This is a genomic window from Acidimicrobiales bacterium, from assembly GCA_035533095.1.
Lineage (GTDB): Bacteria > Actinomycetota > Acidimicrobiia > Acidimicrobiales > Palsa-688 > DATLUM01.
In genome coordinates this window covers 20,045-36,919 of sequence record DATLUM010000078.1, presented here as the reverse complement: position 1 = coordinate 36,919, position 16,875 = coordinate 20,045, and the positions used below count along the sequence as shown (strand labels likewise).

Below are 16,875 nucleotides of genomic sequence, written 5' to 3'. Positions count from 1 at the left end.
CGAGTACCTCGGCCATTCTCCGGCGGTGCTGTTGTCGACCTACGCCCACCTGATCCCGGAGGATCACGACCGGGCTAGGGGAGCGGTCGAGGCGGCTTTCAAGAAGGTGACCGACGAGAGCGAGGAGCAAGCACGGTGAGCGAGGACTCGGACTACAGCGTCGAGGCGGACGGGACGCTCGTCGAGGTCATAGACACGACGGGCCTTGACTGCGGGTGCATCATCCGGCGCTACGCCGACGGAACGTGGACCGATTCCGGGTGCTTCCGCCACATGCCCCACGATTCCGTTGAGGACTAGCTGAGGACTGGCGCCCCGGTCGAGCTATTGGATAGCGCTGTGACCAGGACTTTCGTTAGCCTCAGCCCGAATGGGTCTACTTGTAGCGGTAGGTGATGCGGCCCCGGGTCAGGTCGTACGGGCTGATCTCGACCTGGACCTTGTCGCCGGGCAGGACACGGATCCTGTTCATCCGCATCTTCCCCGAGTTGTGAGCAAGCACCTCGTGCCCGTTCGCCAGCTCGACTTTGAACATGGCGTTCTTGAGGGCTTCGCTCACCGTGCCCTCCAGCACGATCGCGTCTTCTTTGCCTTGGGGCAGTTTCGGTCCTCCATCACCTCGCCTCGGGACACCCTGCGTGCCCGACGGCCATCATGCATTTTAGGCCCAAACAAGTGACGAGGCGCGGTGCTGCGTTGTTTGCCTTGATGTCGGTCGTATGGGGGATCCCCTATTTGCTGATAAAGATCGCCGTTCGCGACCTGTCGCCGCCCCTGGTCGTCGAGGCCCGAACGGCCATAGGCGCCCTCGTTCTCTTGCCGTTGGCGGCCCGTCAAGGTCAACTCGGGCCGCTGATGAGAGTCTGGAAGCCATTCCTGGTGTACACCGTCGCGGAGCTCGCGATCCCCTGGCTGCTCCTGTCCGATGCCGAGCGCCGACTCCCCAGCTCACTCTCCGGGCTGCTGGTGGCGACGGTACCGCTTTTCGGCGTGCTCCTCGGCATCGCGACCCGCCACCGCGACCGCCTCGGCGCTCGCGGAATAGCGGGACTGCTGATCGGCCTGGCAGGTGTCGCGGTCCTGCTCGGACTGGACGTGCACGGCGACACAGGGTCTGTGGTGGAGGTGATCCTCGTCGCCATCGGCTACGCCATCGGGCCGCATCTCGCCGCGCGGTACTTCCGTGACCTGTCCAGCCTGGCCCTGGCCGCTGTATCGCTCGCCCTTGTCGCCTTGGGGTACCTGCCCGTCGCGGTGTGGCTGCATCCGGAACGCGTCCCGAGCGGCGGTGCGGTGGCTTCGGTGGTTGTACTCGGTCTGGTGTGCACTGCACTCGCCTTCGTGGCCTTCTTCGAGCTCATCAAGGAGATCGGGTCCACGAGGGCGACAGTCATCACGTACCTCAACCCGGCCGTGGCCGTTCTGCTCGGGGTGGCGGCGCTCGGAGAGCCGTTCTCGGCGGCGACCGCGATCGGGTTCGCTCTCATCCTGGCCGGCTCCTGGTTCTCGACGATGTCCGGTTCGTCTCTCCAACCCCAGCGCCGTTGGCGAAGCCCATAGGCTGGAGGGCAGCATGACGGTCGCCCTCGCGCTTCTGGCTTCGGCGCTGTTCGGCACGGGGGTCGCATTCCAGCAACGACCTGCGTCCCAGGTGCCCGACGAGCTGGCCGCCCGCCCGGGTCTGCTCTTGCGCGTCGCCTGCCAGCCGCTCTGGCTGCTGGGCGTGGCAGCCGAGATCGCCGCCTTCGTCGTGCAGGTCGGGGCTCTGCGCCACGGCTCGCTCGTCGTGGTCCAACCGCTGATCACGACCTCCCTGATCTTCGCCATCGCCATATCCGCGTCCTGGAACGAGCAGACGGTCGAGCCGAGGGACTGGCTGGCTGTCGTCGCCGTCGTCGCCGGTCTCGGTGCCTTCCTGGTGATCGCTGCCCCCAGCGACAGCAGCTCGGGTTCCGCCGACGCCATCGACTGGGTCGCGACCGGGGTGTCGATGCTCGCCGTGCTGGGCACACTGATCTGGGTCGGCGTCACCGGCCCGAAGCGGCGCCGGGCCGCCGCGCTCGGGCTGGCGGCCGGCCTCGGCGACGCCTTCATGGCCGTGCTGACCAAGGCGCTGGCGAGCGCCACTGACCACGGCTACGTGACGATGTTCAAGACGTGGATCCCCTACGCTCTCTGCGCGGCGGGCCTGGCCGCCATGCTCATAACCCAGACCGCCTATCAGACGGGACAGCCGAAGATCTCCATTCCGCTCATAACGGTGACCGAGCCCCTCGTCAGCTGTGGCATCGGCGTCGGGCTGTTCGGCGAGACACTGCACCTCGGCGGGGCCAGGGGCCCCTTCGTCGTCCTGTCGATCATCGTGATGGCCGCCGGACTCGTGTGGTTGAGCCGATCCGGCAGCCATGAGACCGTCCAGCACCGCGAGCCGCTCGCGAGCCTTTGACAGCTCCATCCCTCCCTCCGGCGCGACCGTTCGTCCCACCCGCGCGGGTGGTCTTCAACGCCGACGACCGCCGGCGGGTGCTCGAACTCGTCGACTCGGCGCTGGCCAGTGGCACCCTCACCCTCGGACCATTGACCAGCCAGTTCGAGGATGCCTTCGCTGCGGCGCACGGCGGTGGTTATGCGGTTGGCACCAACTCCGGCACGAGCGCTCTCGAGATCATCCTTCGTTGCGTGGGGGTCGAGGATTCCGAGGTCGTGGTGCCAGCCAACACCTTCTACGCGACGGCCGCAGCCGTGCTGCACGCTGGGGGCCGGCCACGTTTCGCTGACATCGACCCGGCAACGCTTGCCTTGTCGGCTTCGACAGTGGAAGCCGCGCTGCGACCAGGCGTGTCGGCTGTGCTGCACGTGCACATCGGCGGGGCTATCAGCCCTGAGATCGAGAAGATCCGGGGGCTGTGCGAGGAACGCGGTGTGGCGCTGATCGAAGACGCTGCCCACGCACACGGATCGCGCCTCGAAGGAAAGGCGGCCGGGAGCTGGTCGAGGGCGGCGGCATTCTCCTTCTATCCGACCAAGGTGGTGGCGAGCGCTGAAGGCGGACTGATCCTCACATCTGACCAGGCGCTTCGAGACGAGGCCCGCATCTACCGCGATCAGGGCAAGGCCAGCTTCCTCGAAGGCGGCCATGTCCGGTTGGGGTCGGCCTGGCGGATGAGCGAGCTCCAAGCCGCCGTGGCGATGGTTCATCTCAGCCGGCTCCAGGACTTCCTTTCCGTCAGGCGGACGGTCGCGTCCCGCTACGACGAGGGCCTGAAGGATTGTCGCGGGCTAACCCCCCTCGTTCCCAGCCCCGGATCGGACAGCAACTACTACAAGTACATCGCCGTTCTCGATGAGGGCGTGGACCGGGACGAGTTCAAGTCGAGGATCCGGGAGGATTTCTCGGTCGGGATGAGCGGGGAGGTGTACGCGACACCCCTCCACCTGGAACCCGTGTTCAAGGGATTTGCGGATGAGCCACTTCCCGTCGCCGAGGATCTCTGTGCTCGCCATGTCTGCCTGCCCGTGCACTCCGACATGACCAGTGCGGAGGTCGATCAGGTCATCGAAGGAGTCCGTTCCACAATCGAAAAACTGAACAGTTGAAGCTGACCAAGGCCCTCTTCGTGTCCGGCTCGCTGGGCAAGGGTCACGACGTTCTTGCAGAGGCGTGTGTAGCCGCCCTCCAGGCGAGGGGAGTCAAGTGCGAGACCATCGACGCTATGCACATGCTCGGGTCCGGAGCCGACGCACTAGGCAACTGGGTCTTCCGGCGACTGGTGTCGGTCAACGCGCTCTACGACGCGTTCCACTTCTCCCAGCTGCGCGACGACGGGAGGATTGCCCGCTGGCTGGACCGCGTTGCTGTCGGGCGGATGCACCCGCATCTGAGGAAGGTGATGGACGAGGTTCGGCCGGAGCTCGTGGTTCCGGTATTCGCAACCGGCGCCGGGGTGGCCGCTCGGTTGAAGGCTGACGGGTACTCGTTCAAGTCGATCGTCGCGATGACCGATTCGTTCGCGCACCGGATGTGGGTCCACGAGAGCACCGATCTATTCCTCGTCACCTCCCCCGCGTCGGGCGAGTCCGTTCGCCGGTACTGGCCGGAGGCCAGGATCGAGGTGATCACCGCTCCGGTCAGACCAGGTTTCTACACGGCGCCCCCGCGAACGGAGGCCCGGGAGTCGCTCGGAATCCCGCGCGACGCCCACTGCGTGCTGCTCATGTCCGGCGCCTGGGGTCTCGGCCCTCTCGACCTCGCCGCGAAGTCGCTGGCCGAGGACGGGATCTGGGTGCTCGCCGTTGCCGGCACGAACGCCACCCTCGAGAAGCGTCTCCGCTCGATCGCCTTTTCGCAACCTCACGTGATCCCGTTTGGCTTCACAGACGAGGTGCCGAAGCTGATGTCGGCGTGCGACGTGGTAGTCACCAGCTCCGGCGACACGTGCAGGGAGGCGCGAACGATCGGCCGGGGGATCGTGCTGCTCGACGTGGTCCCCGGGCACGGGCGGGAGAACCTGATGCACGAGTTGGAGCTCGGAGGCGCAACCGCCTGCATGACGACTGCGGAGTCCATCCGGAGGTCGGTGAGGTCTTTCATCGACGACCCGGAGCGCTCCAAGGTGCCGCCGTCGAAGGAAGCTCACCTCGCGTCGGCTCAGTTCCTGGCCGCGGTACAGGGGCTGGGTTTCGAGGTCTAGGGACTGGGTCGAAACGGCTGCGCACGGTGCGAGGTGTCTGCGCCTCGGATCGACGCAAGTCTGAGCGCTGTGGTGGCCGCTTCGACAGGATCGTCGACATAGACGATCCCGGAGTCGGGTACCCCGGTACCTCGCGTGAGGTTCCAGGTGGCGAGTCCGACCACGGGGATATTGGCCCGCAGAGCCAGCGCGATCTCGGAGAGGGTTCCGTACTCGCCGCCGAGCGCGATCACCGCTTGGGCCGAACGGACCACGAGGATGTTCCGGCCTTCGCCCATGGCAGTGGGAACCGAGATGTCCACCCACCGGTTTGCGGTGGTCTTGTCGGGTCCCGGCAGGAAGCCGACCGTGACCCCTCCCGACGATTTAGCCCCGCGACAGGCCGCTTCCATGACACCGCCGAGACCGCCGCAGACGAGCACCGCGCCGGCGGACGCCAGCGTGGCACCGACGACTTCGGCAGCTCCGGTCAGTTCGTCGGTCGCGTTGGACGCGCCGACGACCGCGACCTGGATAGCCATGCCCCGCCAAGCTAGGCCCTGATCGGGAGGATGTTCACCACAGCTGCTGCCGCAGGGCAGACTCTGGCACTCATCCAGTAACCGGGATCAGGTGCCGGCCTGGTCGGGACGTGACGGAGAATGGCACACGCCAAGGGCGCTAGACAGGAGCCATGGAACTAGATCTGCATGTCTCCCGATTCGACTGGGCCGGTGGGCCCTCAGGAATCGGCCCCGGCGTCTCTGATCTCGCCAAGCGGGCGGAAGCGATCGGCATCCGGACGATGTCCTTCATGGATCACTACTTCCAGATGGACTGGATGGCACCGGCGGAAGACCCCATGCTCGAGGGCTACACCGCGCTCGGCTTCTTGGCCGGCGTCACCGAGCGTCTGCGGTTGCGCTTGCTCGTCACGGGCGTCACCTACCGGCATCCGGGCTTGCTGGCCAAGATCGTCACCACGCTCGACGTTCTGTCGGGTGGCAGGGCGGAGTTGGGAATTGGGGCCGCCTGGTACGAGCGCGAGCACAAGGGACTCGGCGTGCCATTTCCATCGACACGCGAGCGATTCGAACGACTGGAGGAGGCGATCCAGATCTGCCTTCAGATGTGGAGCGACGACAACGGGCCCTATGAAGGTCGTCACTATCAGCTCGAGGCCACCCTCTGCAGTCCCCAGCCGGTGAGCCGCCCCAGACCGCGGCTCCTCATCGGCGGCAGCGGCGAACGCAAGACGCTTCGGTTGGTCGCACAGTACGCGGACTCGTGCAACCTGTTCGGCGGGCCCGAAGAAGTAGCCCACAAAGTGGATGTCCTCCGCCGCCATTGCGACGCCGTCGGTCGGGACCCCAACGAAATCGAGGTGACTGCCATGTACCGCGACCTTCCGCCCGGCGCCGGCGTGGCAGAGGTCGTGCGCGGCGCCGAAGCCTTTGCAGGGGTTGGCGTATCGACGCTCGTGACCGGTGCCGTGGGCGACGACCCGGGCGGTTGGCTCGAGTCGACATTCGCTCCGGCGTTGGATGATTTGAGGGCCATCAAGACCGCGCCGCTATGACAATCTCCGTGTCAGGTCGCGCGATCATGAGTCCATGACATTGCGGGTGACGGGACTCGATCACATAGTCGTGAATGTGGCGGATGCGGAGAAGAGCCTCGCGTTCTACCGCTACGAATTGGGTCTGGAGGGAGTGCGGGTCGAGGAGTGGCGCGACGGCGAGGCCCCCTTTCCCTCGGTCAGGCTCAACGAGAGCACGATCATCGACCTGTTCGAGCTGCCACGGACGGGTGAGAACCTCAATCACTTCTGCCTCGTCGTCGAGCCCACCGACTTCGAGCAGATCAAATCGAGCGGTAAGTTCGATGTGCTGGACGGGCCCGGCAAGAGGTTCGGCGCCAGGGGCGACGGCACCTCGCTGTACGTGCGAGATCCCGACGGGAACACCATCGAGCTGCGCTACTACGAGGACTAGGAGCCGAGACCCGCTTCGAGGGCAGCCAGGGGCTCAGTCCGTCTTCGGCGAACGCAGGGCAGACCGACCTCTCGATGCGCCTCGACTGCCTCTGCGTCCGGCCTGAACCCCGGCGACCCGGGTGGTGAGCCCCCATCCGAAGTGCCACACCGGGCGGGAGCTGTCGTGGATCGAGTCCATCACCGAGCAGAACGATTCGACGAAATAACCGGCCTCCTCGGAGTTGGTCACGAGGGGCGGGAGGATCTTGAGCACGTCGACGTGGTCGCCGGCGGTCTGGGTGACGATGTGGTGCTGCTCGAACAGGGCGCACACGACCATCTGGGTGAACAGGCCCCGCCGGGCGGCGGTCAAGGGTCCCCAGCGCCGGCGAAGCCGCCACGACCCGGGCCGGGCGAACTCGATGCCGATCATGAGTCCCCGGCCGCGAACGTCGCTCACGAGCTCGTATCGTGAGGCGGCCTCGCGAAGCTTCGACTGGATCTCCGCTCCGACCGTCGCGGCGTTCGCGATCAGCCCCTCGTCGTCGAGGATGGCCAGCGTCGCCAAGCCGGCGGCCATGGCCAACGTGTTGCCGCTGTAGGTCGAGTCGTGGACCAGCATGCGGTCCAGCCCGGAGTAGACCTTCTCGAACACAGCGTTGGTCGCCATCGTCGCGGCTACCGGGACGAAGCCGCCGGAGAGCGTCTTGGCGACGGTGACGATGTCCGGCTCGACTTCGTCGTACTCGTGGCTCAGGAACTTGCCGGTGCGCCCGAGCCCGGTCTGAACCTCGTCGCATATCAGGAGGGCCCCGTGCTTGTGCACGAGCGCGGCCGCTTCGGCCAGGTAGCCCGGCGGCGCGACCAGGACCGTCTTTCCCTGTACCGGTTCGACGATGAAGGCGGCGACATCGCCTGCGGCCAGTTCGCGGCGGAGCGCGTCGAGGTCGCCGAAAGGAACCATCGTCGCGGGCAGGAGCGGCCCGAACCCGGCCCTGAACTCCCTGGCTCCGTTCACCGAAAGTGAGCCGGACGTCAAACCGTGGAAGGCGTGGTCGCAGTAGATCACCCGCCGCCGGCCCGTCGAGTACCGGGCGAACTTCAGCGCCGCCTCGACCGCCTCGGTGCCGCTGCTGGAGAAGTACACCCTGTCGAGGTACGGGGCCCGCTCGATGAGAGCCTCCCCGAGCAGGCCTGCAAGCAGGGGGGTGTCCATCTGCACCATGTCGGCGAGATCCGCGTCGAGGGCGTCGTGGAGCACCTGGCGGACCTTGTAGTTCGAGCGGCCCACCCCGAACACCCCGAACCCGGACAGGTAGTCGAGGTAGCGGGCGCCGGTGGAGTCATGGATGTAGCTCCCCCCCGCCCGCTCCCACTGGCGGTCGAACCCGATCGAGTGGAGCACCTTGGGTGCTACCGGGTTCAGGTAACGGCCCCAGAGGGCCGCGCCCTCGCCCGAACGTGCGCTCAGAATTCCTTGAAGATCGAACCCCATCGGGTCATGAGCCTATGGCAGCCCGCAGGGATTGTCGCAACGACCTGGTTGTCGCCAGCACCGCGCTCGGCTCGTAACCGCAGTGCGCCATGCAGTTGGCGCAGCGAGGATCCTTGCCCCGGCCGTAGCGGTCCCAGTCCGTGGTCTCGATGAGCTCCTGGTATGTCTCGGCGTAGCCGTCCGCCATGAGGTAGCAGGGGCGCTGCCAACCGAACACGGAATAGCTCGGGATTCCCCACGGCGTGCAATCGAACTCGGCCTTGCCTTCGAGGAAGTCGAGGAACAGAGGGCTGTGGTTGAGGCGCCAGTGCTTGCGCCTGCCGTCGGCGAACGCGTCGGCGAACAGGGCCGTGGAGCTTCTCGGGCTGAGAAAGTGGACCTGGTCGGGCGCCTTCTCGTAGGCGTAACCCGGTGAGATCATCATCTGGTCGACCTGGAGCTCGTCGTTGAGGAAGTCGAGGATCTCGCGGACGGTCTTCGGGGAGTCGGTGTTGAAGAAGGTGGTGTTGGTGTTCACCTTGAAGCCGAGTTCCTTCGCCTTGCGAATTGCGGCTACTGCCTTGTCGAAGGTTCCCTCGCGGCTGACCGAGTCGTCGTGGCGTTCCCGCAGACCGTCCACGTGAACCACCCACGAGAAACGGGGATGCGGCTTGAACCTGTCGAGCTTGCGCTCGAGCAGGAGCGCGTTCGTGCAGAGGTAGACGAAGCGGCCGCGATCGAGCAGCTCCTGGGTCATGGTGTGGATGTCTGGGTGCAGGAGCGGTTCACCGCCGGCGATCGACACCATCGGGGCCCGGCACTCCTCGATCGCAGCGACCGCCTGCTCGACAGTCAGCCGCTTGCGGAGCACCTCCGTCGGGTACTGGATCTTCCCGCATCCGTTGCACTCCAGGTTGCAGGCGAACAGCGGCTCCAGCTCCACGATGAGGGGGAACTTGTCACGCCCGGCGAGCTTCTGGCGGGCGAGGTAGGTGCCGATCTTGATGCTCTGACGAAGTGGTATTCCCACTTAGCGGACCTCCAAGGGTAGGGGGAAATTCACGTTCTCTTTGCGAACCGCTCGCTCCTCGACTTCCAGCGGCCCCAGACCGCTCAAGGCCCTTACTAGCCGGTCCACGAGGATCGGGGGAGCAGAAGCGCCGGCGCTCACCCCGACGGTGCGCACGCCGCGCAGCGAAACGAGGTCCACACCGCTCTCGTCGTCGACCATCACCGCTCGGCAACCGGCCCGCTCCGCGACTTCCACGAGGCGGGCTGTGTTGGACGAATTGGCCGAGCCGACCACGATCATCAGGTCGCAGTCCGCCGCGATCGCCTGCACGCCCTCCTGGCGGTTCTGCGTGGCGTAGCAGATGTCGCCGGCGCTGGGGCCGACGATCGAAGGGAAACGCTTCGAGAGTGCGCTGACGACCGTCGTGACGTCGCCGGGCGAGAGCGTCGTCTGGGTTATGTAAGCGATTCGCTCGGGGTCGCGCACGTCGATCGTCTCGACGTCGGCTTCGTTCTCGATCAGTGTCACGTCGGGATGCTCACCGAGAGTGCCCTCCGTCTCGTCGTGCCCGGCGTGGCCGATGAGCACGACCTGGTAGCCGCGGTTGGCGAACCGGTGGACCTCGTGGTGGACCTTGGCCACGAGCGGGCAGGTCGCGTCTATGACCTCGAGCTGGCGTTCGGCGGCGGCGGAGCGCACGGCGGGGGACACCCCGTGCGCGGAGTACACGACCGTCGCGCCGTCGGGAACCTCGTCGAGCTCGTGCACGAACACCGCCCCGCGCTCCTCGAGCTCCTCCACCACATGGCGGTTGTGCACTATCTGTCGGCGAACGTACACCGGCGCCCCGAACCGCTCGAGCGCCCTGCTCACCGTCTCGATGGCGCGCTCCACGCCGGCGCAAAACGACCTGGGCCCCGCCAGCACAACCGTCCTCGCCCCCGTCACGGCCGCCCACTCCTCGAGTACGGGTGCCGCGGCCTTGAGCGCGCCGAGCGCCCGCCGCCCGCACGAGATCGTCGACGGGGACCCGAGCTCCCGGCCGGGCGTGTCGGCGATCGCCCGGATCACCGCTACCGGCCGGTCCCACCGGCGGCGCAGCACCGCAGCGGTCTCCATGTCGACCGCCACGGCCCCGAGAGCGGCCAGCCCGGCGCGGGCCTTGGAGCCGCGCACCAGGCGTTCGGACGAGGCCACTGTCCCCACAACGACAGGCAGACCGCGCCGGCGGAGGGCGGCGGCGATCAATGCGGCCGACGGGAGCTCGGCGACGAGCGCGCCGTCCGCCGCGTCGACGACCCGGTCGGCGACGACCAGGGTGCCGGGTTCCAACCCGTCGACCAGTGCTCCGGCGACGCCGGCGACGGCCACCGGGCCAGGAGCCCGGCCGGCAAGCGCCCGGTCCGCCGCAGCTGCCGCCTTGGACATCCCCGCGCCCGTCCTGACGACGGTTGCCCCGACGGAGGCGGACGACACGGCGCGGGCCTCGAGTCGGAGCGGGCAGAGCACGAGCAGCCCGGCGCCGGCAGGGCCTGCGGTCTCGGGGACGGCGCTCATGGCGTGCCGGCTCCGCGCACGTACCTGCCCAGGGCCATGACCGGCCAGACCAGCCGGTACAGGTGGTAGTTGATCGAGAAGTCCCAAGGGAAGCCGGTCCCCGTGAACCACGGCTCGTCCCATGTCCCGGCTTCGGTCTGGTTGCGGACGAGCCAGTCGACGCCGCGCCGGGTCGCGTCTGAGTCGTGCTCGCCTGCTGCGAGCAGGGCGAGGAGCGCCCAGGCGGTCTGGGAAGCGGTGGACTCGCCGCGGCCCCGCCACGACTGGTCGACATAGGAGCGGAGGTCTTCTCCCCAGCCGCCGTCGCCGTTTTGGTGGGCTTCGAGCCACGCGACCGCTCGCCGGATGCGCGGGTCTTCCGGCCGTGCGCCGGCTGCTACCAGCGCGGGAACGGCGGCTCCGGTCCCGTACACGTAGTTGACGCCCCAGCGGCCGAACCATGACCCGTCGGGCTCCTGGGCGTTCCAGAGCCACTGGGTGGCGGACTGGAGGACCGCCGGCGGAACTCCCGGTTCGGTCGCGAGCATCTCGAGGACGTGCGCGGTCACGTCGGCAGACGGCGGGTCGGTGACCTCGCCGAAGTCGCAGAAGGGGAGTGCGGCGACGAGGGGGCTGTCGTTGTCGGCGTCGAAGGCGCCCCAACCCCCGTCCCGGCTCTGCATGCCGAGAGTCCAAGCGACGCCGCGCTCGCACGCCGCTTCGCAGTCGCGCCCAGCGGCGACCCCCGCCTTGCGCAGGGCGATTATCACCTCGGCGGTGTCGTCGATGTCGGGGTAGTTGTCGTTGGCGAACTCGAACGCCCAACCGCCGGCGCCGAGCGAGGGGCGCCTGACCGCCCAGTCGCCGCGGATGGGCACCTCTTCGCGGACGAGCCACTCGACTGCCGACTTGATCGCGGGTTCACCGGGGTCCACACCCGCGTCGGACAGCGCTACCACCGCGAGGGCCGTGTCCCACACAGGTGACTGGCACGCTTCGACACGCCGGCCTTTGTCGTCGTGGACCACGAAGCCTTCCAGGCCGTCGAGAGCCGCCTTGATGATGGGGTGGTCGAGGCTGTAGCCCTGGAGCTGCAGGGCGATGACCGAGTAGACGACGGGTGGCTGGATCCCTCCCCACAGGCCGTCCGCCTCCTGGCGGCGGACGACCCACTGCTCGGCCTTGGTGAGGGCAGCCTTGCGCAGCAAGGTACGCGGGAGGAACCAGCGGGGCAGCCTCTCGTAGCGGTGCAGCAGACGGTCCAGGGCGAGGAAGCGTCCCCCCGTGCTCGCGAGGTCCCTGAGGCCGCTCGACTCGAGACGGCGCGGCCCGCCGCTGAACAGCTCATCGATCGGGAAGCCGAGCGGGCGCGACGGGCGGTGCGCCATGACGATCGTCAAGGCAACGATGGTCTGTCGTGCCCAGCAGGCGAAGTCGTAGACGTTGAGCGGCGCCCACGAAGGCAGGAACATGACTTCGGGAGGCAGGACGGGGAGGTCCTCCCAATCCCAGGCACCCATCAGCGCCAGCCAGATGCGCGTGAACACCCTGCTTCGTTCCACACCGCCGTTGGACCTGATCCATTCGGCGGCCGCGGCCATGGGCGGTTCCGACGGATCGTCGCCAGCGAGCCGCAGGGCGACGTACGCCTCGATCGTCGCCGACAGGTCCCCGGGTGCGCCGTGGAAGGTTCCCCAGGTGCCGTCGGGCCGCTGGTTGTGACGGATCCACCGCGCGGCCGGCTCGGTGATCGCGTGGTCCGAGATGCCGAGGTAGTGCCGTAGCAGAAGGTCCTCGGCGTCCATCGTCACGTTTGTCTCGAGCTCCGCCTTCCACCACCCGTCGGTGCTCTGCAACGACAGGAGGTGGTCGCACGCTCTTCGAAGCGATGAGGCGGCCTCGGTTACCGTCCGCGCTTCTGTCACGCCTCGCGCTCCACCACGAACACAGCGATGTCGGCAAGGTCGCGACGCGGCCGAGCAGAAAGCCGCACCCGTTCGAGCGCGCCGAGCGCTGCGTCGAGGTTCGCCTTGGCACGCACGGTCGTCCACTCACGGCCGCCGCAGCTCTCGACGAGGAAGCGTGCGCGGTCGATCTCGTCCGCGGTCAGTGGCAGCAGCGGGTTCTCGGAGTCCGCGGGACCGACGATGAGCATGCGCAACTCGTCCGCTTCGGCTCCGCCGGCGGCGAGCGCGGAGACGACGGGCATCGACTTCTTCCTCTGCCTCAGGTCGCTACCGGCAGGTTTGCCGGTACGGCTCGGGTCCCCCCAGATGCCGAGCAGGTCGTCGACGGCCTGGAACGCCAGGCCGAGGTGCTTCCCGTAATCGCGCAGCGCCCCGATCGTCGCCTGCGGGGCACCTGCGAGGATCGCACCGATGGACGCGGCGCAACCGAGGAGAGCGCCTGTCTTGGCCGCGGACATCGCCGTGCACTGCTCGACGGTCACGTCGCGGCGCTTCTCGAAAGCGATGTCGTCGGCCTGGCCCGCGATCATCGCGGCCGTCGCGTCTGCGAGAGCACTGGACGCGCGTGGCCCGTGATCGGGAGAGCTCTCCATGAGGACCTGGTGGGCGAGGATCTGCAGCGCGTCGCCGGCGACGATCGCGGGGCCGACCCCGAAGACGGACCACACCGTCGGGCGGTGGTGCCGCTCGACGTCGGCGTCGATGATGTCGTCATGGATCAGCGAGAAGTTGTGCACCAACTCGACGGCCACGCCACCGGGCACTCCTACTGACGGGTCTGCCCATGCGGCGGCGGCGCCGAGCATCGCGAGGGTCGGCCGGATTCCCTTGCCTCCGGGCGACGCGACGGCCTTGCCGTCCGCGTCGATCCATCCCATGTGGTAGGCGGCGAACTGGCGGATCTCCGGCGCCAGCCTGTCGATGGCGGTGACCATCGCGGGGGTGATCGCCTCTCGGGTTCGTTCCAGCACCTCGGGAACACCAATGGTGGGGGTGGTCACGCAACCTCCTCTTCGTGCCCAGCTCCTGCAAGTGATCGATCTCTGAGGGCACGCCCTGCGCCGGCGAGACACGCGCGCGCTGCCGCGGTGCCGCTTCGCACCGCCCCCTCCATGGTCGCCGGCCATCCCGTGTCGGTCCACGCCCCTGCCACGGCGAGGCCTGGCAGGCTGGTTGCCGCGGGAGGCCGGAGAGCGGCCGTGCCGGGCACCGCCTTGAACGTCGCGTGGCGCTCTTTCGTGACGACCGAGTCGACAACCCGTGCCCGGGAAAAAGACGGCAGCAGTCGCGCGAGCTCCGCTTGAACTTCCGACGCGATGTCCTCGGGTCGCCGGGGGAGGAGGGCGTCCGCCGCGGAAAGCGAGACAGCGAGCAGTTGCCCGCTGGTGAGGCCCGACGACGATGTCCGGTCGAACACCCACTGCACCGTCGATCCGACAGCGGACATGACCGGCCACTCGGTTACGCGCCGGTCGAGTACCAGGTGAACGTCGACCACCGCCGATGTGCCGAGATCGCCGAGCCTCTCTTGGGCGCGGACGGATCCCTGCGGGAGAAGGGCGCCCACCTCGTCGTGGGGCACCGCGACGACCACCCCGTCTGCGTCTGCCGACCAGCCGTCACCGAGGACCTCGAACCCGCCACGGACCCGCGTCCGGATCTGGCGCACCCTCTCGCCGGTGCGAACTTCGACGCCGGCGCCCTCGAGCGCCGCTGCAGCGCGCTCGCCGTGGAGTCGCCCGAGAGGCACCCGGCTCCATCCGATGTCGGCGGCGCTGGATTCGCTCAGCAACCCGGTCTTGAAGACCTTGGCTGCCATCGTCAGCGACGCCTGCGCCGCGGGGAGGTTGACGGTAGGAACGGTGATGAGATCCCAGAGCGCTGTGATCGCCGCGTCGCTCTGGTGGTGCGCCCTCAACCACGACGCGAACGTGTGGAGGTCGAGAGCCGGGTCGTCGAGCCTCAGCCGTGACAGGCCCAGTACCGCGCGGCCGAGCTTCAGCCGGTCGGCGATGCCCAGATGCGGGTAGCGCACCAACGACCCGGCCAGATGCAGCGGCACCGGCCAACCCGATCTGCGCAGGTTGCCGATCACCGGTTGCCCGCCGGCGTTGCGCGCGGGTGAGACGACTGGTATGTCCAGCCGGTCCTGCAACTCGACTTCATCGGCCGCGCCTATCCGGTACAGCAACGACAGGTATTCGGTGCAGCAACGCAGGAACACGTGCTGGCCGTTGTCGAGCCACAGGTCTCCGTGGCGGAAGGACCGGGTCAAGCCGCCCAGCCCGGTTCGCTTCTCGACGAGGGTTACATGCGCGCCGGCGTCGGCGCACTCGAGCGCCGCGGTGATGCCGGCGAGTCCACCGCCCGCCACGACGACGCGAGGGCGGTTCACGCGGCGCCCCTCGTCAAGGCTCTGGCTGCAATGAGCGCCTTCTGGCCGCCGCCGAGCGAGATCCTGCCGCGCAGCACCGCTTCGGGGTCGTGCTGGATCGTGGTGAGCAGCCGCCGGTATATGCCCGCCATCGCTGCAGTGCACGCCCGCGACCGGCGATCCAGAAGGGGCAGTAGCTGAAGGCCCTCTTCGTACCATTGCTCGGCCCGAGCGGCCTCGAAGAGGATCAGAGCGAGGAGCCTGTCGCGTGGGCCTTCCAGTCCCGGCCCGATGCCGAAGCGCTCCCTGTCCTGCTCGGGCAGGTACACGCGGCCCATATCTGCGAGATCCTCGACCACGTCGCGCAGGATGTTGGTGATCTGGAGCGCGACGCCCAATGCGTCCGCCAGCGCAACGGCGCGCTCGGTGTCGCTGCTGCCGTACACCCCGAGGCTGAGCCTGCCCACCGTGCCCGCGACGCGCCGGCAGTAAACCACGAGGTCGTCGAAGGTGCGGTAGGTGGTGCCGTTGACGTCCATCTCGCAGCCATCGACGAGCTCGTCGAGAGCGCTCATCGGCAAGGAGAAGCGCTGCGCCGCGTCAGCAAGTGCGACCAGGACGGGGTCGTCGGCAGATGCGGTCTTGTCGCGCGACGAGATCTGGGCGAGATCCTTGCGGATGGCGGCGAGGTCGCTGAGCTTCTGGTCGGGGGGCGCGTTCCCGTCGCCGACGTCGTCGATGCGGCGCGCCATCGCGTAGAGCGCCGACATCGCCTGGCGCTTCTCCCGAGGGAGGAGCCGGATGCCGTAGGAGAAGTTGCGCGCCTGCTCCGCGGTGATCGCCTCGCAGCGGGCGTAGGCCTCTGGGACGTTCACGAGTGCTCCCGGCGCCGCATCAGCGCGTTCCCCAGGTGGCGAAGCACCGCTGGGCGGGACGGGCGCGGGGCGCCGGCGAGGGGATCGAAACCCTGCCGAGCGAGCGCGTCCAGAGCAGCGTGCCCGCCGGCTACGAATCCCGCCACGGCGAACCTGAGCCTTCCCCGAAGAGAGGCGACCAGGGGAGCGCCCTCTTCGAGCAGGCCGCGTGCGCGCCGTGCCTCGAACGCCATGAGAGAGCGCAGGTCGGCACGTGCGGGGCCGCACGCTGCGAGCTCGGCATCGGCGACGCCGAAGCGGGACATGTCCTCGGCCGGCAGGTACACCCGCCCGCCGGCGGCGTCCTCCGCCACGTCCTGCCAGTGCTCTACGAGCTGCAGCCCTGTGCAGATCGAGTCGGACCAGGCCACGCGCTCGGGCGTCAGGACTCCGAACAGCTGGAGCACGAGCCGGCCGACCGGGTTCGCCGACAGGGCGCAGTACCCGTAGAGCTCCTCGGCGGTCTCGTAGCGGTGGACCGTCTGGTCCAGCCGGTTGGCCTCGATCAGGTTCAGGAGGGGCTGGCGCGAGATTCGGCCGTCACGAACCATGGCCGCCGCGCGGGCGACGAGGGGGTGGGCCGCCGGATCGGGGCTTTCGATCTCCCGGAGGAGGCTCGACTCCACCGAGTCCAGAGCGGCGATCCGGTCACCGTCGTAGGAGTCGCCGATCTCGTCGACCAGGCGGGCGTACCCGTAGAGGCCGAGAAGCTCGGAGCGGACGCGGCGGGGCAGTAGCCTCGACGCGACCTTGAAGTTCTCGCCCGACGCCCGGCGCATGACCTCGCCGGTCACGGGTAGGTCAGGGGGCGCGCCGGCGCCGGCGGTCAGGTCTCCGGTCGGTGTGCCGCCAGTGGGTGCGTGAGCAGAGGGTGTGTAAGAGAGTGACCGCGTGGTCATCCTTTGTACGCGGCAGGCTCCCGGGTGTCAAGCACCATTGAAGAGGTTCTGCGA

The 16,875-nt window shown here is 68.2% G+C and carries 17 protein-coding genes; 7 read left to right on the top strand and 10 right to left on the bottom strand.

The genetic code is table 11. The features are described 5' to 3' along the window. The first annotated feature begins 135 nt into the window (after nt 1-135). Nucleotides 136-300 carry a hypothetical protein gene (locus VNF71_10515; GenBank protein ID HVA74982.1) on the top strand — a complete coding sequence of 55 codons (165 nt, stop codon included), beginning with the start codon at nt 136-138 and terminating at the stop codon, nt 298-300. A 76-nt stretch (nt 301-376) separates the two neighbouring features. Here the strand turns inward: VNF71_10515 and infA are convergent, their stop codons facing one another. After that, nucleotides 377-601: a translation initiation factor IF-1 gene (infA, locus tag VNF71_10510; protein HVA74981.1), complete on the bottom strand. Its 225-nt coding sequence runs from the start codon at nt 599-601 to the stop codon at nt 377-379. Between the two features lie 74 nt (nt 602-675). Between infA and VNF71_10505 the strand changes: the two genes are divergently transcribed. From VNF71_10505 to VNF71_10490, 4 genes are read left to right on the top strand one after another with little or no spacing between them, the layout of a single operon-like run. Continuing rightward, nucleotides 676-1,560, top strand: a complete 885-nt coding sequence (locus tag VNF71_10505) for an EamA family transporter (protein HVA74980.1) — start codon at nt 676-678, stop codon at nt 1,558-1,560. Nucleotides 1,561-1,573: 13 nt separating this feature from the next. Then, a complete protein-coding gene (locus VNF71_10500) occupies nt 1,574-2,446 on the top strand; it encodes a DMT family transporter (protein ID HVA74979.1) in 873 nt (290 codons plus the stop codon). Next, nucleotides 2,443-3,597 carry a DegT/DnrJ/EryC1/StrS family aminotransferase gene (locus VNF71_10495; protein ID HVA74978.1) on the top strand — a complete coding sequence of 385 codons (1,155 nt, stop codon included), beginning with the start codon at nt 2,443-2,445 and terminating at the stop codon, nt 3,595-3,597. The genes VNF71_10500 and VNF71_10495 overlap by 4 nt, the downstream gene beginning before the upstream one ends. Beyond that, nucleotides 3,594-4,691, top strand: coding sequence for a hypothetical protein (locus VNF71_10490; GenBank protein ID HVA74977.1), 1,098 nt, complete (start codon nt 3,594-3,596; stop codon nt 4,689-4,691). The genes VNF71_10495 and VNF71_10490 overlap by 4 nt, the downstream gene beginning before the upstream one ends. On the opposite strand, the gene VNF71_10485 is transcribed toward VNF71_10490, so the two are convergent. Beyond that, a complete protein-coding gene (locus VNF71_10485) occupies nt 4,688-5,212 on the bottom strand; it encodes a TIGR00725 family protein (GenBank protein HVA74976.1) in 525 nt (174 codons plus the stop codon). The two genes, VNF71_10490 and VNF71_10485, sit on opposite strands and share 4 nt — an antisense overlap. A 152-nt stretch (nt 5,213-5,364) precedes the next feature. Between VNF71_10485 and VNF71_10480 the strand changes: the two genes are divergently transcribed. Both VNF71_10480 and VNF71_10475 read left to right on the top strand, forming a co-directional pair. Beyond that, entirely contained in the window at nt 5,365-6,249 is an 885-nt protein-coding gene (locus VNF71_10480; protein ID HVA74975.1) for an LLM class F420-dependent oxidoreductase, read from the top strand. Between the two features lie 34 nt (nt 6,250-6,283). After that, nucleotides 6,284-6,664 (top strand): VOC family protein, encoded by a 381-nt coding sequence (locus VNF71_10475; protein HVA74974.1) that lies wholly within the window; start codon nt 6,284-6,286, stop codon nt 6,662-6,664. A gap of 33 nt (nt 6,665-6,697) precedes the next feature. Here the strand turns inward: VNF71_10475 and VNF71_10470 are convergent, their stop codons facing one another. From VNF71_10470 to hpnC, 8 genes are read right to left on the bottom strand one after another with little or no spacing between them, the layout of a single operon-like run. Further along, nucleotides 6,698-8,140 carry an aspartate aminotransferase family protein gene (locus tag VNF71_10470; protein ID HVA74973.1) on the bottom strand — a complete coding sequence of 481 codons (1,443 nt, stop codon included), beginning with the start codon at nt 8,138-8,140 and terminating at the stop codon, nt 6,698-6,700. Between the two features lie 4 nt (nt 8,141-8,144). Continuing rightward, nucleotides 8,145-9,149, bottom strand: a complete 1,005-nt coding sequence (gene hpnH / locus VNF71_10465) for an adenosyl-hopene transferase HpnH (GenBank protein HVA74972.1) — start codon at nt 9,147-9,149, stop codon at nt 8,145-8,147. Further along, nucleotides 9,150-10,688: a 4-hydroxy-3-methylbut-2-enyl diphosphate reductase gene (ispH, locus tag VNF71_10460; protein HVA74971.1), complete on the bottom strand. Its 1,539-nt coding sequence runs from the start codon at nt 10,686-10,688 to the stop codon at nt 9,150-9,152. Next, on the bottom strand, nt 10,685-12,592 hold the full coding sequence (gene shc, locus VNF71_10455) for a squalene--hopene cyclase (protein ID HVA74970.1): 1,908 nt from the start codon (nt 12,590-12,592) through the stop codon (nt 10,685-10,687). The genes ispH and shc overlap by 4 nt, the downstream gene beginning before the upstream one ends. Next, nucleotides 12,589-13,635: a polyprenyl synthetase family protein gene (locus VNF71_10450; protein HVA74969.1), complete on the bottom strand. Its 1,047-nt coding sequence runs from the start codon at nt 13,633-13,635 to the stop codon at nt 12,589-12,591. Before VNF71_10450 ends, shc begins: the two co-directional genes overlap by 4 nt. Further along, on the bottom strand, nt 13,632-15,029 hold the full coding sequence (gene hpnE / locus VNF71_10445) for a hydroxysqualene dehydroxylase HpnE (GenBank protein HVA74968.1): 1,398 nt from the start codon (nt 15,027-15,029) through the stop codon (nt 13,632-13,634). Before hpnE ends, VNF71_10450 begins: the two co-directional genes overlap by 4 nt. Beyond that, complete coding sequence (hpnD, locus tag VNF71_10440; GenBank protein HVA74967.1) at nt 15,026-15,883, bottom strand: presqualene diphosphate synthase HpnD; 858 nt, start codon at nt 15,881-15,883, stop codon at nt 15,026-15,028. The genes hpnE and hpnD overlap by 4 nt, the downstream gene beginning before the upstream one ends. Next, the gene (gene hpnC / locus VNF71_10435) at nt 15,880-16,821 is read right to left on the bottom strand and encodes a squalene synthase HpnC (protein ID HVA74966.1); all 942 of its coding nucleotides are present in this window, start codon (nt 16,819-16,821) and stop codon (nt 15,880-15,882) included. Before hpnC ends, hpnD begins: the two co-directional genes overlap by 4 nt. Nucleotides 16,822-16,875: the final 54 nt, after the last annotated feature.

Bases quoted from the DNA above. Each gene is read 5' to 3' on its own strand.
- VNF71_10500 (HVA74979.1), top strand. From the start codon at position 1,574: ATGACGGTCGCCCTCGCGCTTCTGGCTTCGGCGCTGTTCGGCACGGGG.
- VNF71_10485 (HVA74976.1), bottom strand. From the start codon at position 5,212: ATGGCTATCCAGGTCGCGGTCGTCGGCGCGTCCAACGCGACCGACGAA.
- VNF71_10480 (HVA74975.1), top strand. From the start codon at position 5,365: ATGGAACTAGATCTGCATGTCTCCCGATTCGACTGGGCCGGTGGGCCC.
- VNF71_10475 (HVA74974.1), top strand. From the start codon at position 6,284: ATGACATTGCGGGTGACGGGACTCGATCACATAGTCGTGAATGTGGCG.
- VNF71_10470 (HVA74973.1), bottom strand. From the start codon at position 8,140: ATGGGGTTCGATCTTCAAGGAATTCTGAGCGCACGTTCGGGCGAGGGC.
- ispH (HVA74971.1), bottom strand. From the start codon at position 10,688: ATGAGCGCCGTCCCCGAGACCGCAGGCCCTGCCGGCGCCGGGCTGCTC.
- hpnC (HVA74966.1), bottom strand. From the start codon at position 16,821: ATGACCACGCGGTCACTCTCTTACACACCCTCTGCTCACGCACCCACT.